The following is a 22,008-nucleotide window of genomic DNA, read 5'->3' as shown; positions in this document are numbered from 1 at the left end:
AGTTTCCCGATAAAAATAAAGCATGACCCCCACACCCCTCCATCTCTCGCGCGGTGGCACCAGCGTCGTGCTCGAGCCCCATCCCCTCGGGCTGCCCGTCCTCGCCTACTGGGGGGCGGACCTCGGTCCCGTGGACCGCGGGGAGCTCGAGGCGATCGCTGCGGCACAGCAGCCCCAGCGCGTGTCGGGCGGCATCGACGTGCCTGCCCGCCTCACCCTTCTCCCGCTGGAGTCGGCGGGCTGGCAGGGCACGCCCGGACTGGTCGGGGACCGCGCCGGCACCCACCTCTATCCGCGCTTCACCGTCACCGCCACGTCCCTGCACGACGACGGCGCCACCGCGGTGGTGGAGGCCAGCGACGACGACGCCGGGCTCGGATTGACCGCGACCCTCCACCTGACCGACTCGGGCCTGTTCACGCAACGCCTCACGCTGACGAACACGGGCGACGACGACTACGAGGTGCGCTCGCTCGCCCTGTTCTTCCCGCTGCACCCCACTGCTGTCGAGGTCCTGGACACGACCGGCCGCCACCTCCGCGAGAGGTCGCCGCAGCGGCACGCCCTGACGGCGGGGACCTACGCGCGGACGAGCCGGCGGGGGAGGCCCGGCGCCGATGCCACGGTACTGCTCGCCGCCGGAGCGCCTGGATTCGGCTTCGAACGCGGGACCGTACAGGGCGTGCACCTCGCCTGGAGCGGGAATCAGCAGGTCCTGGCCGAGAAGACGCCGGCCGGCGCGGCGTTCCTGGCGGCATCCGAGGTCCTCGCACCCCGGGAGGTCGTCCTGGCGCCCGGCCAGAGCTACTCCACGCCGGTGGCCGTCGGCTCCTGGGGAGACGGACTGAACGAGCTCTCCGCGCGCTTCCACCGTGACCTGCGCTCCCGCGACACGCACCCGCGACGACCGCGTCCCGTCACCCTCAACACCTGGGAGGCCGTCTATTTCAGCATGGACCTGGAGCGCCTGAAGGCTCTCGCCGACCGAGCGGCGTCCCTCGGCGTCGAGCGCTTCGTGCTCGACGACGGCTGGTTCCGCGGGCGTCGCGACGACACCTCGAGCCTCGGGGACTGGTACGTGGACGGGACGGTGTGGCCCGAGGGGCTCTCACCGATCGTCGACCACGTGCGGGCACTGGGCATGGAGTTCGGCCTCTGGTTCGAGCCCGAGATGGTCAACCCGGACTCGGATCTCGCCCGGGCCCATCCCGAGTGGATCCTGCAGCCCGAGGGACGGCTTCCCCTGTCCGGTCGGCAGCAGCAGGTGCTCGACCTCGGGAACCCCGAGGCCTACGCCTACATCCTCGGGCGGCTCGATGCCATCCTGTCCGAGTACGAGATCGCCTACGTGAAGTGGGACCACAACAGGGACCTGCTCGAAGCAGCCGACGCCCGCACGGGCAGGGCCGCCGTGCACCGGCACGTCCAGGCGCTCTACGCCCTGCTCGACGAACTGCGGCGCCGCCATCCCGGCCTGGAGATCGAGAGCTGCGCCTCCGGTGGTGCCCGCGTGGACCTCGGGATCCTGCAGCGGACCGACCGCATCTGGACCAGTGACTGCATCGACCCGATCGAACGCCTGGTCAACCAGAAGTACACGGGGCTCGTGGTGCCACCCGAACTGATGGGTATGCATGTGGGCGGTCCGGTGTCGCACTCGACCGGCCGCGCACACACGTTGCCGTTCCGCGCTGCCACCGCGATCTTCGGCCACTACGGCATCGAGTGGGACATCTCGGACCTGTCCGAGGCGGAGTACTCCGTGCTCGGCCGCTATGTCCGCCTCCACACCTCCTGGCGCGGGGACCTGCACCGCGGGCAGGTCGTGCACGCCGACCTGGCGGACCCTGCTATGGACCTGCGCGGGATCGTGTCCGCCGACCGTCGTCGCGCCCTCTTCGGCTACTCCCTGACGGCGTCGAGCGCCAGCTACCCGCCGGGTGCGCTGACCTTCCCCGGCCTGGCGGCCGACGCACACTACCTCGTCGATCTCGCCGTACCGGAGGAGGGGCATCCCGGGAACGGACAGTCGCCGCTCGCGTGGCTGCAGGCAGCGCTCGACGGCGCGCCCCTCCGACTCTCGGGGCGGGCACTGGCTCGGGCGGGGGTGCAGGCACCGGTGCTGCTGCCCGAGCAGACGCTGCTGATCGAGCTGCGGCAGGAGGACTGAGGCGGGGGACGGACGGGACATCCTGTCTGCCTCCGTCCCGCACGCCGCTCCGGCGTTCAGTCCGGCGCGGGCCGCGGTCGGCCGGCGCGCACGGTGAGGCACCACTGCGCCCGGCAGAGGACCGAGTGCGCGTGGACGAGAAGGGACGAGGTGGAGCGGCCGAGTGCGACCTAGGGTTCGGCCGTCAGGGTGTCGTCGTACAGCGCGAGGAGGGCCTGCATGCCGCCGTCGCCCATGGCCTCCCGCTGACGCTGGGCTCCCGTCCCGCGGGCGGCCAGTCGCGCGAGCCCGGCGCGGACCCAATCGGTGTCGCCCTCCGCCTCGAGGGCCGGGCCCACGTATTCCAGGAAGCTGGCGAGATGCTGACCGGCCGGCACCGGCTCGGCCGTCGCCAGGTCGACCAGATGGTGTGCCAGGCCGTCGCGCGCTCCCTGCCAGAGCGCTGCGTCGAGCAGCTCGGGATCGGGGATGAGCGGAGGGGTGTCGGCCTCGGCGTCCCCGAGGGCCGTCACGACGAGCGCCCGCGTGAGCGCCCCGAGGAGGACCGAGTCCTGGGCCTCGAGCTGGACGTCGCAGGCACGCAGCTCGAGCGTGGGGTAGTGGTCGGAGAGGCGGGCCACCCAGGTCAGGACACCGCGGTCGAGGATCGCCCCCGACGCGCCGAGCCTGCTGATGCGTCGCTCGTAGTCCTCGGCGTCGGCGAAGTAGGGGGCCACTCCCTGAACTGCCCAGCGGCGGTAGTGGATGACGCGCCAGCTGCCGAAGCCGCTGTCGCGTCCGAGCCAGTACGGTGAGTTGACGCTGACGGCAGTCAGGAGGGGGATCCACGGCCGGATGCGATTGAGGGCCTGGACCCCGCGTTCCTGGTCGGGGATCCCGACGTGGACGTGCAGGCCGTTGACGAACTGGTCGCCGACGATTCCGGGGGCGGTGGCCTTCAGGTCCTCGTAGCGTTGCTTGTCCGTCAGCTCCGGGTACGCCTGCCGGATCCACGGGGCCGTACCGGTCGCGGCGCCGATGCTGCCGGTGCGGCGTGCGGCCTCGGCGAACTTCCGGCGGAAGTTCAGCAGCGACTCCTCCGCCTGCGTGAGTGTGTCGCACACGGGCGTCGCCGTCTCGATCTGGCAGGACAGCAGCTCGCGCTGGATCTCGTCACGACCGACCTCCGGACTGGCCTCGAGCAGATCCTGCACCTCGGGCGCGCGGTCCGCCGGCAGACCCGACTGCGGTTCGAGCAGGAGGTATTCCTCCTCGAGTCCGAGAGTGGTCATCGGTGGTCTCCCTCCAGGAGCATCGGGGCCGTGCACGAGCCGGTTTCCTGCCCAGTCTATGAGGGGGCTGCGGCCGGACGGTCATCGCTGCATGCCCCGCGTCACACGCGCGTCACGGCTGCGTCGTCACTGCTGCGTCGGCACTGCTGCGTGGTCCCCTGCGCTGCCCGACGGGCGTCACCGCTGCGTCGACGAGGATTCGGCGAGCGTGCACCCCTGATGGGGCGTGGTGCTCTCGATCCACAGGGCGCGTGCGAGCACCGCGTCGACGGTGAGCGCCCGCGCGCCGTCCACCCCGACGTGCAGGTCGAGCAGCGATTGCCCTCCGCGACGCCCGAGCCGGAGGTCCGCGTCGAGCGGGATCCCCTCGCTGTCCAGATATCGCAGCACCTCGGGATCGTCGTCGCTGACGCGCACGAGGCGGCCGGTGTGCCCGTCGTCCAGGCCGTCGAGGCGGTGCGCCACCGGATAGACGACGGTCCCGTCCGCGGCCGGGATGGGGTCCCCGTGCGGGTCCCGCCGGGGCCGTCCGAGCTTCGCGTCGACTCGCTCGATGAAGGCGTCCGAGACCGTGTGCTCGAGCAGCTCGGCTTCGTCGTGCACCTCGTCCCACCCGTAACCGAGCTCCGTGACGAGGAAGGTCTCGATCAGGCGGTGGCGCCGCACCATGGCGAGGGCGAGGGCCCGGCCCGACGGCGTGAGGCCCACGGGCCCGTACTTCCGGTGCTCGGCGAGACCCAGATCCACCAGTTTGGTGACCATCCCGGTGACGGAGGAGTTGGCGACGGAGAGGCGCCCGGCAAGGTGGGACGCCGTGACGTCGCCCCCCTGCCATTCGGTGGACGCGTAGATCGCCTTGACGTAGTCCTGCACGCTGGAGGACTCGATGCTGAGCACCGAACCCTTCCGGCCGGCCATCAGGCGCCGCTCGTCGCGGCGTCGTCGGCACTGCGTCGCGGGGCGACGGCCGCAGCAGCGACGGCATCCGCGGACTGCCGCCGTCCACCGACGGACGACCCCGGGCGCCGGCGACGTGCCTGCCACAGCACGCCGTCCGGTCGACCGACGAGGTAGACGACGGCGAAGACGATCGCCTGGCTCAGCACCACGGCGGCCCCGGTGGAGATGTTGAGGTAGTAGCTGGCGTAGATGCCGGTGACGGACGCGGCGACGGTGAGGACGACGGCGATCACCAGCATGCGGTCGAAGCTGCGCGAGAGCAGGAAAGCCGTGGCGCCGGGCGTGATCAGCATCGCCACGACGAGGATGATCCCGACGGCCTGCAGGCCGACGACCACCGTGAGGGCGAGGAGCCCCAGCAGGAGCGCCGAGAGGAAGCGGGTGTTGAGGCCGATCACGTGGGCGTGCGTGCGGTCGAAGGCCAGCAGGGTGAGGTCCCGGCGCTTGAACAGCAGGATCGCGAGCGTGACGGCCCCCAGGATGAGGACCTGCCAGACATCGCCCGCCGAGACGCCGAGCACGTTGCCGAAGAGGATGTGCATCAGGTCGATCTGCGACGGGGTGGCGGAGACGATCGCGAGCCCCGCCGCGAACAGCGCCGTGAACACCACACCGATCACCGTGTCGGCCTTGAGCTTCGTCGTCGACCGGACGATCCCGATGAGCGCCACCGCACCCGCGCCGAAGACGAACGCACCGATCGAGAACGGGATGCCGATGATGTAGGCCAGCGCCACTCCGGGGAGGACGGCGTGGGACACGGCGTCGCCCATGAGCGACCAGCCCATGAGGATCAGCCAGCAGGAGAGTACCGCGGCGACGACGGCGGCGGCGACGGTCACGGCCAGTGCCCGGGTGAGGAAACCGTACTGCAGGGGTTCGACGAGGAAGGCGAGCACGTCCATGTCAGGATTCTCCGATCGGGGCGGGAAGGAGGGGCCGGGGAACGGCGTCGGACGGGGCGGCTCCGAAGGCGCGAGCCAGGTTGCCCTGTGTCAGTACCGCGGCCGGGTGCCCGTGGGCGAGGACCCGCCGGTGCAGCAGGACGGCCTCGTCGCAGAACTCCGGTACCCCCGCGAGATCGTGCGTCGAGACGAGCACCGTCCGGCCTTCCTCGCGCAGGTCCCTCAGGAGTGCGGTCATGGTGCGCTCGCTCGCCTGGTCGACCCCCGCGAAGGGCTCGTCGAGCAGCAGCAGGCGTGCGTCCTGCGCGATGCTGCGGGCGATGAACACGCGCTTGCGCTGTCCGCCGGAGAGCCGGCCGATCTGGCGCCTCGCGAGGTCGGTCAGGCCCACCCGCTCGAGCGCCTCGCCGACGGCGGCACGATCCGCCGGACGGAGCCGGCGTGCAGCTCCGAGACGCCCGTACACGCCCATCCCGACGACGTCGGACACCGACACCGGGAAGGTCCAGTCCACCTCCTCGGCCTGCGGCATGTACGCGACGAGGCCTGCCTTCCGCGCCGCCGCCGTCGTCCGGCCGAAGAGCTCCACCGTGCCCTGCTGCGGGGCCACGAGCCCCATCAGTGCCTTGAAGAGCGTCGACTTACCCGAACCGTTGACGCCGATCAGGCCGCAGATGCTGCCGGCCCGCAGCGACACCGAGACGTCGTCGAGCGCCTGCACGTCGTCGTAGGTCACACCGACCCCGCGGACATCGAGGACCGGGGTACTGTCCTCCGGGTCGTCGTCCGTCGGCATGTGGTCGGTGGGCATGCTGCTCATCGGGCGAGTCCTTCCGCGATGGTCCGCAGGTCGTAGCGGATGAGGTCGACGAACGTGGGCACCGGGCCGTCCTCGGTGGAGAGCGAATCGACGTAGAGGGTCCCGCCGAGCCGGGCGCCCGTGGTGAGGGCCACCTGTTCCTGGCCGGACGGATTGACCGTGGATTCGCAGAAGAGCGTCGGGACGTCGTTCTCCTCGACGAAATCGATGACGCCGCGGATCTGGCGTGGGGTGCCCTCCGCGTCGGCATTGACGGGCCAGAGGAAGGCTTCCTGCAGTCCCGTGTCCCGCGCCAGGTAGGAGAACGCACCTTCGCAGCTGACCAGCGCCGGCTCGTCGATCCCGGCGATGTCCGCCCTGAAGTCGGCGAGGATGTCCTTTAGTTCGGCCTTCAGCGCGCGCCCGTTCTCCTCGAAGTCGGCGGCGTGGCCGGGTTCGAGGCGCGAGAGGGCCGAGACGGTGTTGTCCACGTAGGTCTGTGCGGCGACCGGCGACATCCACGCGTGCGGATTCGCCCGGCCCGTGTAATCGCCGGATCGGATGTCGACCCGTTCAACGCCGTCGGAGAGGACCACGTGGGGAGCGTCGACCGAGTTCAGGAACCGCTCGAACCAGCGCTCCAGCCCGAGCCCGTTGTCGAGGATGAGGTCCGCCTCCTGGGCGCGGACCAGGTCCGAGGGTGTCGGTTCGTACCCGTGGATCTCCGCGCCGACCTTCGTGATTGACTCCACGCGGACGTGGCCCCCGCCCACCGTGTCGGCGAGATCCGCCAGGACGGAGAAGGTCGTGAGGACCAGCGCGCGGTCGTCCTCCCGGCCCTCGCCCGGTGCTGCCCCGGCCGACGCCGCACAACCGGCGAGCAGGAGGGAGGCGGCGAGGGCGATCGTACCCGTCACCGGTGCGGATCGACTTTGAGGCATGCCTAAATCTAACGTCGAGGCAGGCCGAAATCTAGGGCAGGGGGAGGTCCGCGCGCCACGCATGGGTGTAGTAGGGCAGGCGGAGCACCGCTTCCGGCCGGAAGGCGAGGTAGTCCGTCAGGTACCACGAGAGGTTGGTCTCCACCCGCGAGCGCAGCGCCGGGCCCGCCCGGCGGTAGTAGCTCCGCGACCGGGCCAGGTCGACGACGTCCTCGACGGCGAGTTCCTGGGTCCAGTGCACGAGCAGCTCCTCGGACACGCCGAAGGCCGGGCCGAAGGACGGGCGGTCCTCGGGGGAGAACACGTCTCCGGCGTGCATGATCCTCGAGAGCCGGTGGACCCAGGGGAGGGAGACATCGAGCTGGTTCCACACCACGGCGAGTCTGCCGCCGGGCCGCAGCACGCGGGCGGCCTCGTCGACGGTCGCTCCGTGGTCGCACCAGTGCCAGGTCTGCGCGAGCACCAGCAGATCGGCGGAGGACCGGGGGAGACCCGTCTGCTCGGCGGTGCCGACCACCGCGGGAACCTCGGGCAGGTGCGTGGCGAGGACGGCCAGCATGTCCTCGGAGGGATCGATCGCCGTGGCCTCGAGCCCGCGCTCCACGAGGTCGCGGGTGAACAGTCCCGTACCGGCGCCGACGTCGACCGCCTGGCGCGCGTCCGCCGGGACGACCCAGTCGGCGACGGCAGGGGGGTAGCCGGGCCGTACGCGGTCGTAGCGCCCGGCTCCCGAGAGGTAGGCGCCCGCCAGTTCGCGCCGGCGGTCGTCGTCGAGCCGGGGGCCGATGCTCATGCCGTGTGTCCAGGTGCCGGTCGGCTGCTAGAGGAGATCGTCCACATCGGGATTCAACGTGCGGAGGACCTCGCTGTGGAGCGTCCCGTTGGTGGCGAGCGCATTGCCGCCGTGGGGTCCGTCCTCGCCGTCGAGCGAGGTGAAGCGGCCACCGGCCTCGGTCACGATCGGGACCAGGGCCGCCATGTCGTACAGATTCAAGGCGGGTTCGCAGGCGATGTCGACGGCGCCCTCGGCCACCAGGCAGTAGGACCAGAAGTCGCCGTAGGCGCGCGTCCGCCACACGCGGTCCGTCAGGTTGACGAATTCGGCGAGCGCCCCGCGCTCGCGCCAGCCGGACAGGCTGGAGTAGGACAGGGAGGCATCCTCGAGGCGGGAGACGTTGGAGACCCTGAGGCGCTGCGCCGCGGCGAGGGACTTACCGGTGTAGGCGCCGGTCCCCTCGGCGGCCCACCAGCGCTTGCCCAGGGCGGGAGCGCTGACGACACCGACGACGGGCTTGCCGTCGTCGACCAGCGAGATGAGCGTTGCCCACACGGGGACGCCGCGGACGAAGTTCTTCGTGCCGTCGATGGGGTCGATCACCCAGCGGCGTGAGCCGGAGCCGGTGCTGCCGAACTCCTCGCCGAGCACGGCGTCGCGGGGCCGTGCCCTCGAGAGCTGCCCGCGGATCGCCTCCTCGGCGCCTTTGTCGGCGTCCGTCACGGGCGTGAGGTCCGGCTTGGTCTCGATCCGGAGGTCGAGGGCCTTGAAGCGGGACATCGTCTGGTCGTCGACGGAGTCGGCCATGATGTGCGCGAGCCGGAGGTCGTCGTTGTAGCCCTGCATGAAACTCATACCGATCAACCTATCGTCCCGGTGGGCCCGCGCATGCCGGGGCGCGGCCGGGCGGGTCATGACAGCGAAAAGCCACCGCGGGCTCTCGCCGCGCGGTGGCTTTCGATCCGGCGCCGCGTCAGCGGTGCCGAGCAGGATCAGAGAACGGTGATGTTCTCGGCCTGGGGACCCTTGGGGCCCTGGGTGGTCTCGAAGTTGACCTTCTGGTTCTCCTCGAGGGAACGGTAGCCGTTCGAGTTGATCGCGGAGAAGTGGGCGAATACGTCAGCGCCGCCGTCCTCGGGAGCGATGAAGCCGAAGCCCTTTTCGGCGTTGAACCATTTCACTGTGCCAGTAGCCATGTTGTACATCCTTACCTGGGAGAGCGTCCCGACGATCGGGGCTCATCGTGGTGTTCGTTACCCGCTTTACGTCAAAAGCTGTCGAACTCCAGGTGGAGGGTCAAGGCTTGAAATTTAATGCGCAAACAACAACAGATGCCAGTCTAGCAGTTCCTCGCCTACTGCTGGCCCAGCTCCTTCGCATCATGCGCATTGCCCCGGGGATCCGCGATCCCGGCCGTCAGCAACCTGCGGAGGCTGGCGAGCCGGACCGGACCCGATTCGCCCGCGAGCCCCTCGGCGACGAAGCCGTCCAGGCCGCAGTCCACCGCGTTGTCGTCATGGCGGCAGCCGCGCTCGCAGCGCTCGGTCCCGGGCTCGAGGTCGGGGAACGCCTGGAGGATGCGGTCCGCATCCACGTGCGCCAGCCCGAAGGAGCGGATGCCGGGGGTGTCGATGATCCACGTACCCGGCGACGCGTCCGCGGCCTTCAGGGCGAGGGCGGACGACGACGTGTGGCGCCCGCGCCCGGTGACGGCGTTGACTCCGCCCGTCGCGCGGGTGGACCCGGTGAGGGCATTCACCATGGTGGACTTGCCCACCCCCGAGTGTCCCAGCAGCACGCTGACCTGTCCGTCGAGCTCGTCCCGCAGGGCGTCCACGGCCCCGTGCGAGAGCCGCGCGGACTCGCCGTCGTCGGAGGTGGCCTCGATGCCCACGCCCTCGTCCGTCCGGCTGATGATGACGCGCAGGTCGAGGTGCTCGTAGTTGGAGAGCAGGTCCGCGGGATCGCGCAGGTCGGCCTTAGTGATGCACAGCAGCGGCTCGATCCCGGCGTCGTAGGCGGCCACGAGCGCGCGGTCGATGAAGCCGGTCCTCGGCTCGGGATTGGCCGCCGCGACGACGATGACCAGCTGGTCGGCATTGGCGACGACGACGCGCTCCACCGGGTCGGTGTCGTCGGCGCTGCGCCGCAGCACGGTGCGCCGCTCCTCGATGCGCACGAGCCGCGCGAGGGAGTCCGGCCCGCCGGACAGGTCCCCGACGAGGGCCACGAGGTCACCGGCGACGACGGCGTTGCGCCGCAGCTCCCGGGCCCGGGCGGCCACGACGATCCGCTCGCCCGGCGTGTCCTCCTCGACCACCGCGGTATAGCGGCCGCGGTCCACGGTCACCACGCGACCGATCACCGCGTCGTCGTAGGCGGGACGTGTCTTGGTCCGCGGGCGCGTGCCCTTCTTGTTGGGGCGGATCCGGACGTCCGACTCGTCCCAGGCGCGCGAACCCCTGCGGTTGCCGGCCTCGCTCATGCGCGCGCACCCGACTCGATCGTGGTGGACGGCGTGGCGGGGGACACGACGGCCGCCCAGAGCTCGGGGAACTCCGGCATGGTCTTCGCCGTCGTCCCGATGTTCTCGACCTGCACGCCGTCGACGGCGAGGCCGAGGATCGCCCCGGCGGTCGCCATGCGGTGGTCCTCGTAGGTGTGGAAGACGCCGCCGTGCAGCGGGGCGGGCTCGATCACGAGGCCGTCGGCCGTCTCCTCGACCCTCCCGCCGAGTCCGGTGATCTCTGCGGCGAGGGCCGCCAGCCGATCGGTCTCGTGGCCGCGGAGGTGCGCGATCCCGGTGAGGGTCGACGGCGTCGTCGCCAGGGCACACAGCGCTGCCACGGTCGGGGCCAGCTCGGAGGTGTCCGCGAAGACGCCGCCGGTGATCGACGGCCCGCCGGTCACGGTGAGGGTGCCGTCGTCGAGCGTCGCCGTCGCACCCATCAAAGGCAGGATGCGGCGCCACGCGTCGCCGACCTGCGTGGTGCCGGACGGCCAGTTGCGGATGCGGACGGTGCCGCCCGTGACGACGGCCGCCGCCAGGAACGGCCCCGCGTTGGAGAGGTCCGGCTCGATCGCGACGTCGAACGCGGGGATGGGGCCGGGGGGCACGTGCCAGTGGTCCGGGACGGAGTCGTCCACCGCGACGCCGAGGGAGCGCAGGGTCTCGACGGTCATGCGGACGTGGTCGAGGCTCGGCACGGGCTTGCCGACGTGTTCGAGGTGCAGTCCCTCGTCGAATCGCGCGCCGACGAGCAGCAGGGCGGACACGAACTGCGAGGAGGCGGACGCGTCGATGACGAGTCGGCCGCCCCGCACCCCGCCCCGGCCCTCGATGGTGAAGGGCAACGAACCCGCACCGCCGTCGTCGATGCTGATGCCGAGGCCGCGCAGCGCATCGATGATCGCTCCCATCGGCCGGCGGCGCGCGTGGGGATCGCCGTCGAAGGCCGTGGTCCCGGTGACCAGGCCCGCCACTGCCGGGACGAAGCGCATGACCGTCCCCGCGAGGCCGCAGTCGACGGTCCGTGCGGACGGCTCGTGCGCACCCGTGGGAAGGGGGGTGACACGCAGGTCGGGCCCGAAGCCGCCGTCGCCCGGTATGTCGTCGATCACGGCACCGAGCGAGCGCAGCGCGGTGATCATCAGGGCGGAGTCACGGGAGTGCAGGGGGCGGCGGAGGACGCACGGACCGTCGGCCAGGGCCGCGAGCACCAGGTAGCGATTGGTGAGGGACTTGGAGCCCGGAACCGAGATGGCTGCGTCCACGGCATGCGTCAGGCGGGGCGCCCGCCACATGGTCTGGCCGGGCACCCCGCCTGAGGAGGTCGTCACGGAGTCTAGGAACCGACGACGTCTGCGGCGGTCTTACGCACGGCCTTGTCGGCCTTCTTCAGCTGCTTGCGCGCGTCCTTGCCGAGGCCGGTCGCGTTCTTCTTCGCGTCCATGGCGAGGTGCTCGGCCCGCCAGGCGAGGCCCGGGCGACCGTTGGTGTCCACGGCGGCGAGCAGGACGGCGCCGATCAGGGAGAGGTTCTTCAGCAGCTGGGTGCGGCGGGCCTTCTTGCCCTCCTTCGTGGCTGAATCGGCGGAGCGGTAGTCGACGAGGGCGTTGACCGTCGCAGTGACCGTGAGCAGCAGTGCCGCGACACGGGAGAACCGGCCGATGCCCAGCAGCAGTGCGGCACCGACCTGCGTCGCGCCGAGCACCTGGCCCACGAGCTTCTCGTTCCCCGTGATGGCGGCGGCCGAGGGGACCACCTTCGTGACTCCTGCGAGGACGGGCTTCAGCTGCGGTGCGGTGGCTCCGGCGGTGCGGAGCCGGTCGACGCCGGAGAACACGAAGCTGCTGGCGATCATGGGACGGGCGATAACGCGGACAAGGGTCACAACTGCCTCCTGGTGGCCCGGCGGCTGCTGCCGGGCATTGCTTGGACGGATACGAAGCACGCTGAGTCTAGTTTTACATGCCGCGCCGGGCCGTGCGATCAGTGACCGCGACGGGTGCCGGGGTTGCCCGCAGCCCGTCAACCGACCGGCTGCGGGCGGATGTACAGGAATAGAAGGTCCCGGCCCGGGGTTGGAGGAGGTGTACAGGAACCCGAACGGAAGGGGATGCACCGATGACGGTTCTCCAGACGGCGACGATCGGCAGGCCGGATTTCCAGCTGTCGACAACGGTGCGGCGTGCCGGTGCCCCGGCGTCGCGAGGGGGCGGACGCGTAGACTTCGACTCGATGAATACAACAGCCCCCGCAGGCAGCAACCAGGCCGAAGACGCACAGCTGGACGTCTCGACGGAGTCGGAGGCTGACCGCAAGGCGCGCTTCGAGCGTGACGCGATGCAGTACGTCGACCAGCTGTACTCGGCCGCCATGCGCATGGCCCGCAACCCCAGTGATGCAGAGGACCTGGTGCAGGAGGCGTACACCAAGGCGTTCTCGGCCTTCCACCAGTACAAGCCGGGGACCAACCTCAAGGCGTGGCTGTACCGCATCCTCACGAACACCTACATCAACCTGTACCGCAAGAGGCAGCGCGAGCCCCTGCAGTCGCACTCGGACACGATCGAGGACTGGCAGCTCGCGAAGGCCGCCGAACACACCTCGATGGGGCTGCGGTCTGCCGAGGCCGAGGCGCTCGACCACCTGCCCGACTCCGACGTCAAGAGCGCCCTGCAGGCCATTCCCGAGGAGTTCAGGCTTGCCGTCTACTTCTCGGACGTCGAGGGCTTCGCGTACAAGGAGATCTCGGAAATCATGAACACGCCCATCGGGACGGTCATGTCCCGGCTGCACCGCGGCCGCAAGCTGCTGCGCGAGCTTCTCGCGGAATACGCCTACGAGCGGGGCCTCGGGGACGGCACAGGCGCCAGGGTCCGGGTAACGACCGGCGGCGCGAAGGCAGCGGGCACAGAACAGGAGATGGAGAAATGAGCGATTGCGGGAGCATGGGCGACTGCGCCGACTCGAGGATCGAACGGCTGTACGAGTACCTGGACGGTGCGCTGTCGCACCAGGACCTGGTGGACATCAAGGACCACTTGGACGGGTGCCCGCAGTGCGCGGAGGAGCACGATCTCGAGTGCGTGATCCGCTCCGTGGTGAAGCGGTCCTGCACCGAGGTGGCGCCGTCCACGCTGAAGGCCAGCATCCTCGATCGCATCAGCCACCTGAAGACGGTGGACCACTGACCCTGCCGACGGCGTACGTCAGCCGGCCGTAGAACGACAGAACCTCCGGACCCTTCGGGGCCGGAGGTTCTGTCGTCGTGGTTCTCACGCCTGGACTCAGGTGTTGGGGCGCTTACCGTGGTTCGCGCCTCCGCGCTTGCGGTCGCGACGCTTGCGTGCTCGCTTGCTCATGGGCTGCCTCCTTCTTCTTCAGGCACTGTAGTCGTGCAGAACTGCACCCCAGTCTCCCATACGGCGACGGGCGTCACCTAAACAGCGGCGCACCGTCCCCTGCCCGCCGGGGAGGCACCCCTAGGATGGACGGACCAGCCATGACCGAAGGAGCGTGTGCATGCGTGCTGCCTATGTAGCCACCCAGTCGGCGGGCGATCCCCTCGCCGGCCTGACCGTCGGGGAGCTCGAGCTTCCCGAGCCGCCCTCCGGCTTCCGCCGTGTCAGGGTCGTCGCCTCGAGCCTCAACCACCATGACCTCTGGTCCCTGCGGGGTGTGGGCCTGCCCGGGGAGCGGCTCCCGATGGTGCTCGGCTGCGACGCGGCCGGGGTCGACGACGACGGCAACGAGGTCATCGTGCACGGCGTCGTGTCCTCCGCGGGCTGGCGGGGCGACGAGACGCTGGACCCGAAGCGGTCGCTGCTGTCGGAGCAGCACCCCGGCACCATGGCCGACGAGGTCTGGGTGCCCGAGCGCAACCTCGTGCCCAAGCCTCCCGAGCTCACCTTCGAGGAGGCGGCCTGCCTGCCGACGGCCTGGCTCACCGCCTACCGGATGCTGTTCACCGTGTCACCGGCCGCTCCGGGGTCCACGGTCCTGGTGCAGGGCGCGGGTGGCGGGGTCGCGTCCGCGGTCATCGCGCTGGCCGCTGCCGCCGGGTTCCGCGTCTGGGCCACCAGCCGGAGCGAGGAGAAACGCCGGCGTGCCCTCGACCTGGGCGCGGATCGCGTGTTCGACGACGGCGCGCGCCTTCCCGAGCGCGTCGACGTGGTCTTCGACTCGGTGGGGGAGGCGACCTGGGGCCACTCCCTGAAGTCCCTCGTGCCGGGTGGGACGATCGTGACCTGCGGTGCGACCAGCGGTCCTGCACCGTCGGCAGACCTCAACCGGGTGTTCTTCCTCCAGCTGCGGGTGCTTGGCTCCACCATGGGCACGCGGGAGGAGCTGATCCGGCTGACGCGTTTCCTCGTGACGACCGGGGTCAGGCCCGTGATCGACAGCGTGCTGCCGCTCGAGGATGCCGTCCAGGGCTTCCGGCGCATGCTGGACGGCGAGGTGTTCGGGAAGATCGTCTTCCGCCACTAGCCGCTCCCGCTCTGTCCGGAAGGACCTGCAGGAACACGAAAGGGACCCTCCAGCATGGCGGGTCCCTTGCGCGTCCTGCGTCAGCCCTGGTCGGTGGCTCCGGCGGCGAGGATGGCGGTGCGCTGCTCCCGCCGCAGGGCCTGCACCGCCGGGTCCGGGACCGGAGCGGCGGCGAGGAGCCGCCGGGTATAGGCGTCGCGGGGGTACTTCAGCACCTGCTCCGTGCTGCCCTGCTCCACGAGGTTGCCCTTGTTCAGTACCGCGATGTGGCTGGCCAGGAGCTCGACGACGGCGAGGTCGTGGCTGACGAACAGGCAGGCGAAGCCCCGCTCCCGCTGCAGCTCCTGCAGGAGCTCGAGGACCTTCGCCTGCACGGACACATCGAGGGCCGAGGTGGGTTCGTCGGCCACCAGGAGGTCCGGCTGCAGCGACAGGGCCCGGGCGATCCCGACGCGCTGGCGCTGGCCACCGGAGAGCTCGTGCGGGTACCTGTTGCGGAAGGCCACCGGCAGCTGCACGTCCTCGAGCAGGGAGGCGACGCGCTTGTCCAGCTCGCCGCGGCCCAGCTTCTCGTGGAGGAGCAGCGGCTCGCCGATGCTGTCACCGATCGACAGCCTCGGATTCAGCGACGCCGCCGGATCCTGGAACACGATCGCGAACTTCTTGCGCAGCGGCAGGAGCTGCCGTGCCGTCAGCTCCGTGATGTCGGTGCCGCCGATCCTCACCCTGCCGCCGGAGGTCTTGATGAGGCCCGTGACCGCGCGCGCGATCGTCGACTTGCCGGAGCCCGACTCGCCCACCAGACCCATGACCTCACCGGGATTGATGGTCAGGGAGACGCCGTTGACCGCCTTGAAGGGCGGCTGACGGAAGCGCCCCGGGTACTCGATGTCCACATCGGTGAGTTCCAGGGCCGGGACGACTCCCGAGGCGGTCCGCGTCTCCCGGGCCCGGAGGGCAGCCTCGGCGTACTCCTCGTGGATGCTGAGTTGCCCGTCCACCACCTCGACGTCGGCGAGCACCCCGCCGACCTTCGAGCCCAGGTGGGGGACCGCCCCGAGGAGCTGCTGGGTGTACGCCTCCGTCGGGGCGGCGAACAGCCGGGCCGTGGGGGCGGCCTCGACGATCCGGCCCTTCTCCATGACCACGACGTGGTCCGCGAGATCGGCGACCACGCCCATGTCATGGGTGATGAGCAGGACGGCGCTGTTGAGCCGCTTGTTCAGCTTGCGCAGCAGGTCCAGCACCTCGGCCTGCACCGTGACGTCGAGCGCCGTCGTCGGTTCGTCCGCGATCAGGAGCATCGGGTCGTTCGCGAGGGCGATGGCGATCATGGCCCGCTGGCGCTGGCCGCCGGAGAACTGGTGCGGGAACGAGTCGTAGCGGCGTTCGGCTTCGGGGATCTCGACCATGCGCAGCAGCTCGATGGCGCGCTTCTTCGCCTGGGCGGGGGAGAGCTCGGTGTGCTGCTCGACGGCTTCGCGGATCTGCTCACCGACGGTGAGGACCGGGTTGAGTGCCGTCATGGGCTCCTGGAAGATCATCGCGATCTCGTTGCCGCGCACGCGGCGCAGCGTCCCCTGCGGGGCGCCGATGAGCTCCTTGCCGAGCATCCTCGCACTGCCGTGCGAGCGCCCGTTGCGGGGCAGGAGCCCGAGGAGCGCCATGGAGGACATGCTCTTGCCCGAGCCGGACTCGCCGACGATCGCGAGGATCTCACCGGGGTGGATCTCGTAGGAGACGTCCTCGGCGGCCATGACCCACTCGTTGTCCACGTTGAAGTCGACGCCGAGTCCCTTCACGGCGAGGATGGGGCCGTCCCCGAGGGGGACCTGCTCGTCGGAGATGACGACGGAACTGTGTGCTGCCATTACTGCTTCACCCTTGTCTGCTTGGGGTCGAACGCGTCGCGCAGGCCGTCGCCGATGAAGTTGACGGCGAGGGCGATGCCGATGATGAAGGCGCCCGGCCAGAGGAACAGCCACGGCCGGACCGTCAGCGCGGAGCGGTTGTCGTTGATGGCCTTGCCGAGCGAGGTGTCCGGCGCGACGACGCCGAGGCCGAGGTAGCTCAGCGCGGTCTCGAGGAGGATGGCTCCGGAGATGGCGAGCGTCGTCGAGACGATGATCACCCCGACCGTGTTCGGCAGGATGTGGCGGAAGATGATGCGGAACGAACTGGCGCCCACGGATTTCGCCGATTCGACGAACTCCTTCTCCCGCAACGACAGGAACTCGCCGCGCACGAGCCGCGCGAGGCCCGTCCAGGTGACGACACCGAGGAACACGGCGAAGGGGATGATGCCGGCCTTCGCGACGATCCCCGCCACTGCGGCGGCGATCACGACGGTGGGGATGGTGATGACCACGTCGGTGATCCGCATGAGGAACGCCTCGGTCCAGCCGCGGAAGTATCCGGCCAGCGCGCCGACCGTGGTGCCGATCACCATGGCGACGAGCCCGACGATGAAGGCGATGATCAGCGAGGTCTGGGTGCCGCGCATCGTGAGCGCGAAATAGTCGCGTCCGAGGACGTCCTGCCCGAACGGATGTTCCCCGAGGCTGAAGGGCCACAGCGTGAGCGTGGGCCGGCCTTCGTTGAACCGGGGAGCGAGGACGTCGTATTCCTTGTTCCACCAGCCCGGCAGGCCGGCGAAACCGATGGAGCTGAAGGCGAGGATGAAGATGAGGACCAGCAGGGCTATCCCGGCGAGGGCGCCCTTGTGCCGGAAGAACCGCTCGCGGATCAGCTTGCCCTGGCTCTTGGCCTCCGTGGTGCGGATGCGATCCGTCTGGTCCCTGGTGGGCCGGGCCGTCGAGATGTCCGTGTCCTGGCTCTGCAGGGTCAGCTCGGACAGCTCGACGGATGCGCGGGAGTCGTCCCGGTTCTTGTCGTGTGGAGTCATGGTGGGTCCTAGCTCAGGGTGATGCGCGGGTCGAGGAACGCGTAGGCGATGTCGGCGAGCATGTTGAACAGCACGGCGGCCGTCCCGACGACGAGGAAGAAGGCCATGACCGGCCCCGGATCCACGTTCGCGATGCCGTCGACGAACATCTTGCCCATGCCGTTCCAGCCGAAGACCTGCTCGGTGATGACGGCGCCGCCGAGGACGCCGGCGAAGTCGAACGCCATCAGCGTGGTGATGGGAATCATCGCGTTGCGGAATGCGTGCTTCACCAGGACGGTCCGTTCGCTGAGGCCCTTGGCCCGAGCGGTGCGGATGTAGTCCTGGTTCATCACGTCGAGCTGGCTCGCACGGGTGTAGCGGGTGTAGGTGGCGAAGGAGATCAGCGTGAGGGCGATCGTGGGCAGGATGAGGTGCAGCGCGTAGTCGAGGTTGATCTCCCAGAACGTGCCCTCGAGGTTGGCGGACTGTGAGCCGGTGGTGGGGATCGGGCGTCCGCCCGCCTTGGCGGACAGGGTGGGGTAGGCCTGCAGGAGGCGGTCGAGCACGATCAGCAGGCTCACCGAGACGGCGATCACCGCGCCGATCTTCGCTGCCTGGGCACGGAACGGACCGCCGACCACTCCTGCGACGACGTAGGACACGACCGCGAGGGCCACGACGAGCGCGACCACGAGGAACCAGCTGGGATCCGTCAGGAGCGGGATCGACACGAGGTAGCCGATGTAGCTCACGCCCGCAGCGGCGAGGGCGGCGTTCAGGACGCGACGACGGCGGAATCCGGCGAGCAGGGCGGTCCACAGGACGGCGATGCCCGCCGCCGAGATGAGCATACCGACGACGCCGAAGCCCGGAGCGACGAACCAGCCGGTGACGAGGAGCAGATAGAGCGCCAGTGCGGTGGCGACGGCGGCGATGCCGAACACCATGAGGCGACGCCGTCGGTCACCGCCGACGACGATCGCCCAGACCACGCCGGCGACCACCCCTATCAGGGCGATCGTGAGATAGGAGAACTGCGGATTCGCCAGCCAGGTGTTCAGGTCGATCGCCAGGTACTGCTTCAGCAGGGTGGAGAGCCAGAACAGGGGCAGGGAGAACAGCAGGAAGGAGATGAAGGTGACCGAGTAGTCGAAGGTGCTGTACTGGCGGATCGCCGTGACGATCCCGACGACGACGCCGAGGATCAGCGCCAGCACGGTGGCGACGACGACGAGTCGCAGCGTCGAACCGATGGCGTTCTCGAGCTGGGGGAGGACCGCCGCTCCGGTGCGGTCCTGGCCGAGCGTGCAGCTGATGCCGCCCGGGACGAGGCAGTGGCCGACGTCCTGGAGCCAGAGGAAGTAGCGGGGGATGGGCGGGACGTCCAGGTTCATGGCTGCAGTCCGTGCCGCGATCGTCGCGGCCTTCTCGGGGCCGCTCGTCTCGCCCAGGTCCTCGAACGGATCGCCCGACGAGATGGTGAGGAAGTACATCAGCGTGGTCGCTGCGAGCATGATGAAGAACGAGATGATCGTCCGCTTGGCGATGAAGTAGAACACGTGGGGGCTCCTAGGAAACGGTGCAGGCTGGCGCGGCGGCCGGGCACAGGGACGGGCAGGCCCGTGGGAGCCTGCCCGTCTTCATGCGTCAGCCGGAATGAGCGATCAGTTCTGCTTCGTCCAGCTGTAGGCATTCCAGGTGATGCCGGTCTGCGTCGGGTTCAGTTCCACGCCCTGGAGCTTGGAGGAGTACCCGATGATGTCTGCGTTCGCGTAGAGCACCACGTTGTACTGGGTCTCCGCGAGGCGCTGTTCCATCTCGGTCTTGAGCGGGACGACCTGCTCCTCGTCGGTGTTGGTGACGATCTCGCTCCACAGCCGGTCGACCTCTTCGTCGGCGTAGCCGCCGAAGTTCTGCTCGCCCTCGGAGATGTAGATGGACTCACCCGAGGCCACGAGACCCGAACCGGACCAGCCGAAGATGACGGCGTCCCATGACCCGGGCTGCGAGAGCTTCGCGCTCCACTCGGCCTCGGGCTGCGGGATGATCTCGAAGCCGGCCTTGTCGCAGGAGTCCTTGACGAGGGCGACCATGTCGGCGCGGAGCTGGCTGGTCGAGGCGAACATGAGGGACACCTTGACGGGCTCGGTCTTGCCTGCTTCGGCAAGGAGGGCCTTGGCGCCTTCGATGTCGGCGGTCCCGTCGCTCTGGGCGGCAGGGGCACCATCGAGGACCGTGTCGTAGTCGGGCTGTCCCGGCTGGTACTCGCGGAGGTTCATGACCGTACCCTCGGGGTCGATCGGGGTGACGAACTTGTCGACCATGTCCGCGCGGGGCACGCAGGCCTGGAAGGCCTGGCGCACCTTGACGTCCTCGAAGACCGCTCCGGGACGCTGGTCCAGGTCGATGTGCGAGAAGGTGAGCGATGTCCCGGTGTCGACCGTGACGTTCTCGCCGATCTGCTCGAGCGCAGCCTTGGTGTCGACCGTGGGGCTCGAGGGATCGATGACGTCGACGTCACCGTTCTGCAGTGCCTGCACCGCTTCCTCGTCGACGATGGTCTTGAAGACCATGGTGTCGGTCTTGCCTGCGCGCTCCTCGCCCCAGTACTGGTCGTTCTTGACCAGGGTCAGGGTGCCGTTGACCGCGTTGTCCAGCTTGTAGGGGCCGGACGAGGGCAGCAGCGCGGTGTCGGGCAGGGTCGGGAGGTCCACCTCGTAGTTCCAGCCCGCGTTCCAGAACTCGGCGACCGGCTTGAGGGCCTCGATGTCGTCCGCCTGGATGGCTTCGACCAGTTCGGCGCCGTCGCCCTCGGGGGACATGCCGCCCTGTTCAGCGGCGACGTGCGCGGGCATCAGTGTGCCCGGGGTGAGCAGCGCTTCCCAGTCCGCGTAGGGCTCGGAGAAGACGGTCTCGAACTCCTTCGCACCGGGCTCGCCCTCGATCTTCTCCATGAGCGCGAAGCCGTTGGTCGACGCGGCCTGGAAGATGTCGGCTTCCTCGCCCGTCTCGGGGTCGGTCTCGCCGCTCGGGTGGGTGCCGGACAGGGCCGCCCAGGTCAGCAGCACGTCGTCGAAGTCGATCGGCGTGCCGTCGGACCACACAGCATCTTCGTTGATGGTGTATTTGACGGTCAGCGGATCGTCGCTGGTTTTCTCGTACGTGCCGAACTCGGTGTTCGGTTCCAGCTCGCCCGCTGCAGTGAAGGCTGCGAAGCCTGCCGACGTCAGGTTGTCCACGTAGGTGTTGTAGACCGAGTTGGTGCTGGCGGTGTTGCCGTTGTAGCCCGTGGGGGCCTGGCTGATCGCGATGTTGATGGTGGTCGCCAGGTCTTCCGAGGCGCCTTCCGATGCCGGGGTCTCAGCGGTTCCGCCCGCCGATCCACAGGCACTCAGCATGAGCGCTCCGATGGACAGTGCGGCGAGCGTCAAGGTGCGCTTATTACGCATTCGATAGTCCTTACTGTGCTAGGCGCGAGGGACGCAGTCATGTCCCCCGAGGCGGATTGCGGCAGTGACGGCAATCACACTGGGCCAGCATAGCGAACGATCGTTGCCTCTAGACACTCAGTGAACCATTGATAACCCATTCGTTACCTCTGTGAAATATAAGGCCTCTGAGGAACGCGAAAGCCCCGACGACGGCGTGTCATCGGGGCCTTTCCGCGCGATGCGGGTCTACTCTGGCGCGGGCACCTCGAGCCATTGGAACCAGCCCCGGTGCAGCACCAGCCACGCCATCAGGCCGTATCCGGCCTGTCCCGGGGTGCCGCCGTTCGCGGCGAGGTCATGCCGCCACTGCTCGTGTGCCAGCAGCGGGGTGAACGTGTCGACGAAGACGTGCTTGCGTCGCGTGGTGACATCCCCGAAGGCTGCGGACAGGTCGGCCAGGCGCCTGTTCCGCTCGGCGTCGAGGCCGGGGGGCGGCCCGACCACCAGGACCTTCACGCTCGTCTGGGACGCGCCGTCGAGGATGTTCGCGAGGTTGAGCCGACTGCGGGCGGTGGAGAGGTCGAGATCGAGGTCGCGGTCCGACAGACCGATGACCAGACGGTTATCGTGTCCGTCCGCGAAGCGGCGGCCGGCCTCCTGCAACCAGCGGTTCGCCAGCGCTTCCGTGCCCTCCGCGGGGGCGGGGAGGCTGAACGCCTCGACCACGGCATTGTCGGGGCGCGTGCGGGCCATGACGCGACCGAGCCAGCCGAGGGCGCGGGGATCACCGATGCCCGCGAGGAGTTCGTCGCCCACTGCTGCTAGCCGGATTCTGCGTTGTTCCACTGGTCCCTCGGTGTGCTGGTCGTCGGTGT

At 69.5% G+C, this 22,008-nt stretch carries 21 protein-coding genes; 4 read left to right on the top strand and 17 right to left on the bottom strand.

Translation table 11 applies throughout. From position 1 onward, the window contains the following. The first annotated feature begins 22 nt into the window (after positions 1-22). On the top strand, positions 23-2,170 hold the full coding sequence (locus ACTIMO_RS13635) for an alpha-galactosidase (RefSeq protein WP_448182739.1): 2,148 nt from the start codon (positions 23-25) through the stop codon (positions 2,168-2,170). Positions 2,171-2,340: 170 nt separating this feature from the next. Here the strand turns inward: ACTIMO_RS13635 and ACTIMO_RS13630 are convergent, their stop codons facing one another. The 11 genes from ACTIMO_RS13630 to ACTIMO_RS13580 form a co-directional block, all read right to left on the bottom strand. Continuing rightward, positions 2,341-3,441 (bottom strand): carboxylate-amine ligase, encoded by a 1,101-nt coding sequence (locus ACTIMO_RS13630; protein ID WP_055773133.1) that lies wholly within the window; start codon positions 3,439-3,441, stop codon positions 2,341-2,343. Between the two features lie 177 nt (positions 3,442-3,618). Next, positions 3,619-4,359: a metal-dependent transcriptional regulator gene (locus ACTIMO_RS13625; protein ID WP_422390112.1), complete on the bottom strand. Its 741-nt coding sequence runs from the start codon at positions 4,357-4,359 to the stop codon at positions 3,619-3,621. Further along, the gene (locus ACTIMO_RS13620) at positions 4,359-5,306 is read right to left on the bottom strand and encodes a metal ABC transporter permease (RefSeq protein ID WP_448182738.1); all 948 of its coding nucleotides are present in this window, start codon (positions 5,304-5,306) and stop codon (positions 4,359-4,361) included. The genes ACTIMO_RS13625 and ACTIMO_RS13620 overlap by 1 nt, the downstream gene beginning before the upstream one ends. 1 nt (position 5,307) lies before the next feature. Next, the gene (locus ACTIMO_RS13615; RefSeq protein WP_448182752.1) at positions 5,308-6,117 is read right to left on the bottom strand and encodes a metal ABC transporter ATP-binding protein; all 810 of its coding nucleotides are present in this window, start codon (positions 6,115-6,117) and stop codon (positions 5,308-5,310) included. Positions 6,118-6,122: 5 nt separating this feature from the next. Beyond that, positions 6,123-7,022 carry a metal ABC transporter substrate-binding protein gene (locus ACTIMO_RS13610; RefSeq protein ID WP_448182737.1) on the bottom strand — a complete coding sequence of 300 codons (900 nt, stop codon included), beginning with the start codon at positions 7,020-7,022 and terminating at the stop codon, positions 6,123-6,125. A gap of 55 nt (positions 7,023-7,077) precedes the next feature. Further along, complete coding sequence (locus ACTIMO_RS13605; RefSeq protein ID WP_448182736.1) at positions 7,078-7,839, bottom strand: class I SAM-dependent methyltransferase; 762 nt, start codon at positions 7,837-7,839, stop codon at positions 7,078-7,080. Between the two features lie 27 nt (positions 7,840-7,866). After that, positions 7,867-8,676: a histidinol-phosphatase gene (gene hisN / locus ACTIMO_RS13600; RefSeq protein ID WP_055773117.1), complete on the bottom strand. Its 810-nt coding sequence runs from the start codon at positions 8,674-8,676 to the stop codon at positions 7,867-7,869. A 137-nt stretch (positions 8,677-8,813) separates the two neighbouring features. Next, positions 8,814-9,017: a cold-shock protein gene (locus ACTIMO_RS13595; RefSeq protein WP_043446208.1), complete on the bottom strand. Its 204-nt coding sequence runs from the start codon at positions 9,015-9,017 to the stop codon at positions 8,814-8,816. A 158-nt stretch (positions 9,018-9,175) separates the two neighbouring features. Next, positions 9,176-10,306, bottom strand: coding sequence for a ribosome small subunit-dependent GTPase A (gene rsgA / locus ACTIMO_RS13590; protein WP_448182735.1), 1,131 nt, complete (start codon positions 10,304-10,306; stop codon positions 9,176-9,178). Continuing rightward, on the bottom strand, positions 10,303-11,625 hold the full coding sequence (aroA, locus tag ACTIMO_RS13585; protein ID WP_448182751.1) for a 3-phosphoshikimate 1-carboxyvinyltransferase: 1,323 nt from the start codon (positions 11,623-11,625) through the stop codon (positions 10,303-10,305). Before aroA ends, rsgA begins: the two co-directional genes overlap by 4 nt. Before the next feature lie 41 nt (positions 11,626-11,666). Next, on the bottom strand, positions 11,667-12,215 hold the full coding sequence (locus tag ACTIMO_RS13580) for a DoxX family protein (RefSeq protein WP_422390108.1): 549 nt from the start codon (positions 12,213-12,215) through the stop codon (positions 11,667-11,669). Between the two features lie 347 nt (positions 12,216-12,562). On the opposite strand from ACTIMO_RS13580, the gene ACTIMO_RS13575 reads away from it, so the two are divergent. Together ACTIMO_RS13575 and rsrA are read left to right on the top strand one after the other, a co-directional pair. Continuing rightward, on the top strand, positions 12,563-13,261 hold the full coding sequence (locus ACTIMO_RS13575; RefSeq protein ID WP_422390107.1) for a sigma-70 family RNA polymerase sigma factor: 699 nt from the start codon (positions 12,563-12,565) through the stop codon (positions 13,259-13,261). Beyond that, positions 13,258-13,518, top strand: a complete 261-nt coding sequence (gene rsrA / locus ACTIMO_RS13570; protein ID WP_055773106.1) for a mycothiol system anti-sigma-R factor — start codon at positions 13,258-13,260, stop codon at positions 13,516-13,518. Before ACTIMO_RS13575 ends, rsrA begins: the two co-directional genes overlap by 4 nt. 96 nt (positions 13,519-13,614) lie before the next feature. Here the strand turns inward: rsrA and ACTIMO_RS13565 are convergent, their stop codons facing one another. Further along, positions 13,615-13,689, bottom strand: coding sequence for a 50S ribosomal protein bL37 (locus tag ACTIMO_RS13565; protein ID WP_369299106.1), 75 nt, complete (start codon positions 13,687-13,689; stop codon positions 13,615-13,617). 160 nt (positions 13,690-13,849) lie between these two features. On the opposite strand from ACTIMO_RS13565, the gene ACTIMO_RS13560 reads away from it, so the two are divergent. Beyond that, on the top strand, positions 13,850-14,815 hold the full coding sequence (locus tag ACTIMO_RS13560) for a zinc-binding dehydrogenase (protein ID WP_422390106.1): 966 nt from the start codon (positions 13,850-13,852) through the stop codon (positions 14,813-14,815). A gap of 80 nt (positions 14,816-14,895) precedes the next feature. Here the strand turns inward: ACTIMO_RS13560 and ACTIMO_RS13555 are convergent, their stop codons facing one another. The 5 genes from ACTIMO_RS13555 to ACTIMO_RS13535 form a co-directional block, all read right to left on the bottom strand. Next, a complete protein-coding gene (locus ACTIMO_RS13555; protein WP_448182734.1) occupies positions 14,896-16,686 on the bottom strand; it encodes an ABC transporter ATP-binding protein in 1,791 nt (596 codons plus the stop codon). Further along, positions 16,686-17,720, bottom strand: a complete 1,035-nt coding sequence (locus tag ACTIMO_RS13550) for an ABC transporter permease (protein ID WP_082471626.1) — start codon at positions 17,718-17,720, stop codon at positions 16,686-16,688. The genes ACTIMO_RS13555 and ACTIMO_RS13550 overlap by 1 nt, the downstream gene beginning before the upstream one ends. A gap of 8 nt (positions 17,721-17,728) precedes the next feature. After that, positions 17,729-19,261 carry an ABC transporter permease gene (locus ACTIMO_RS13545; RefSeq protein ID WP_157365938.1) on the bottom strand — a complete coding sequence of 511 codons (1,533 nt, stop codon included), beginning with the start codon at positions 19,259-19,261 and terminating at the stop codon, positions 17,729-17,731. Between the two features lie 105 nt (positions 19,262-19,366). Continuing rightward, entirely contained in the window at positions 19,367-21,151 is a 1,785-nt protein-coding gene (locus tag ACTIMO_RS13540; protein ID WP_055773096.1) for an ABC transporter family substrate-binding protein, read from the bottom strand. Between the two features lie 228 nt (positions 21,152-21,379). Next, positions 21,380-21,979, bottom strand: a complete 600-nt coding sequence (locus ACTIMO_RS13535; RefSeq protein WP_055773093.1) for a GDSL-type esterase/lipase family protein — start codon at positions 21,977-21,979, stop codon at positions 21,380-21,382. Positions 21,980-22,008 lie beyond the last annotated feature (29 nt).

This window comes from Arthrobacter sp. CP30 (genome assembly GCF_053470025.1).
Note: the sequence above shows the minus strand (reverse complement) of the source record. Positions and strands in the feature narration are given on the sequence as shown.

Bases quoted from the DNA above. Each gene is read 5' to 3' on its own strand.
- ACTIMO_RS13625 (WP_422390112.1), bottom strand. From the start codon at position 4,359: ATGGCCGGCCGGAAGGGTTCGGTGCTCAGCATCGAGTCCTCCAGCGTG.
- ACTIMO_RS13630 (WP_055773133.1), bottom strand. From the start codon at position 3,441: ATGACCACTCTCGGACTCGAGGAGGAATACCTCCTGCTCGAACCGCAG.
- ACTIMO_RS13615 (WP_448182752.1), bottom strand. From the start codon at position 6,117: ATGCCCACCGACCACATGCCGACGGACGACGACCCGGAGGACAGTACC.
- ACTIMO_RS13540 (WP_055773096.1), bottom strand. From the start codon at position 21,151: ATGCGTAATAAGCGCACCTTGACGCTCGCCGCACTGTCCATCGGAGCG.
- ACTIMO_RS13595 (WP_043446208.1), bottom strand. From the start codon at position 9,017: ATGGCTACTGGCACAGTGAAATGGTTCAACGCCGAAAAGGGCTTCGGC.
- hisN (WP_055773117.1), bottom strand. From the start codon at position 8,676: ATGAGTTTCATGCAGGGCTACAACGACGACCTCCGGCTCGCGCACATC.
- aroA (WP_448182751.1), bottom strand. From the start codon at position 11,625: ATGTGGCGGGCGCCCCGCCTGACGCATGCCGTGGACGCAGCCATCTCG.
- ACTIMO_RS13555 (WP_448182734.1), bottom strand. From the start codon at position 16,686: ATGGCAGCACACAGTTCCGTCGTCATCTCCGACGAGCAGGTCCCCCTC.
- ACTIMO_RS13560 (WP_422390106.1), top strand. From the start codon at position 13,850: ATGCGTGCTGCCTATGTAGCCACCCAGTCGGCGGGCGATCCCCTCGCC.
- ACTIMO_RS13575 (WP_422390107.1), top strand. From the start codon at position 12,563: ATGAATACAACAGCCCCCGCAGGCAGCAACCAGGCCGAAGACGCACAG.
- ACTIMO_RS13620 (WP_448182738.1), bottom strand. From the start codon at position 5,306: ATGGACGTGCTCGCCTTCCTCGTCGAACCCCTGCAGTACGGTTTCCTC.
- rsgA (WP_448182735.1), bottom strand. From the start codon at position 10,306: ATGAGCGAGGCCGGCAACCGCAGGGGTTCGCGCGCCTGGGACGAGTCG.
- ACTIMO_RS13550 (WP_082471626.1), bottom strand. From the start codon at position 17,720: ATGACTCCACACGACAAGAACCGGGACGACTCCCGCGCATCCGTCGAG.
- ACTIMO_RS13605 (WP_448182736.1), bottom strand. From the start codon at position 7,839: ATGAGCATCGGCCCCCGGCTCGACGACGACCGCCGGCGCGAACTGGCG.
- ACTIMO_RS13635 (WP_448182739.1), top strand. From the start codon at position 23: ATGACCCCCACACCCCTCCATCTCTCGCGCGGTGGCACCAGCGTCGTG.
- rsrA (WP_055773106.1), top strand. From the start codon at position 13,258: ATGAGCGATTGCGGGAGCATGGGCGACTGCGCCGACTCGAGGATCGAA.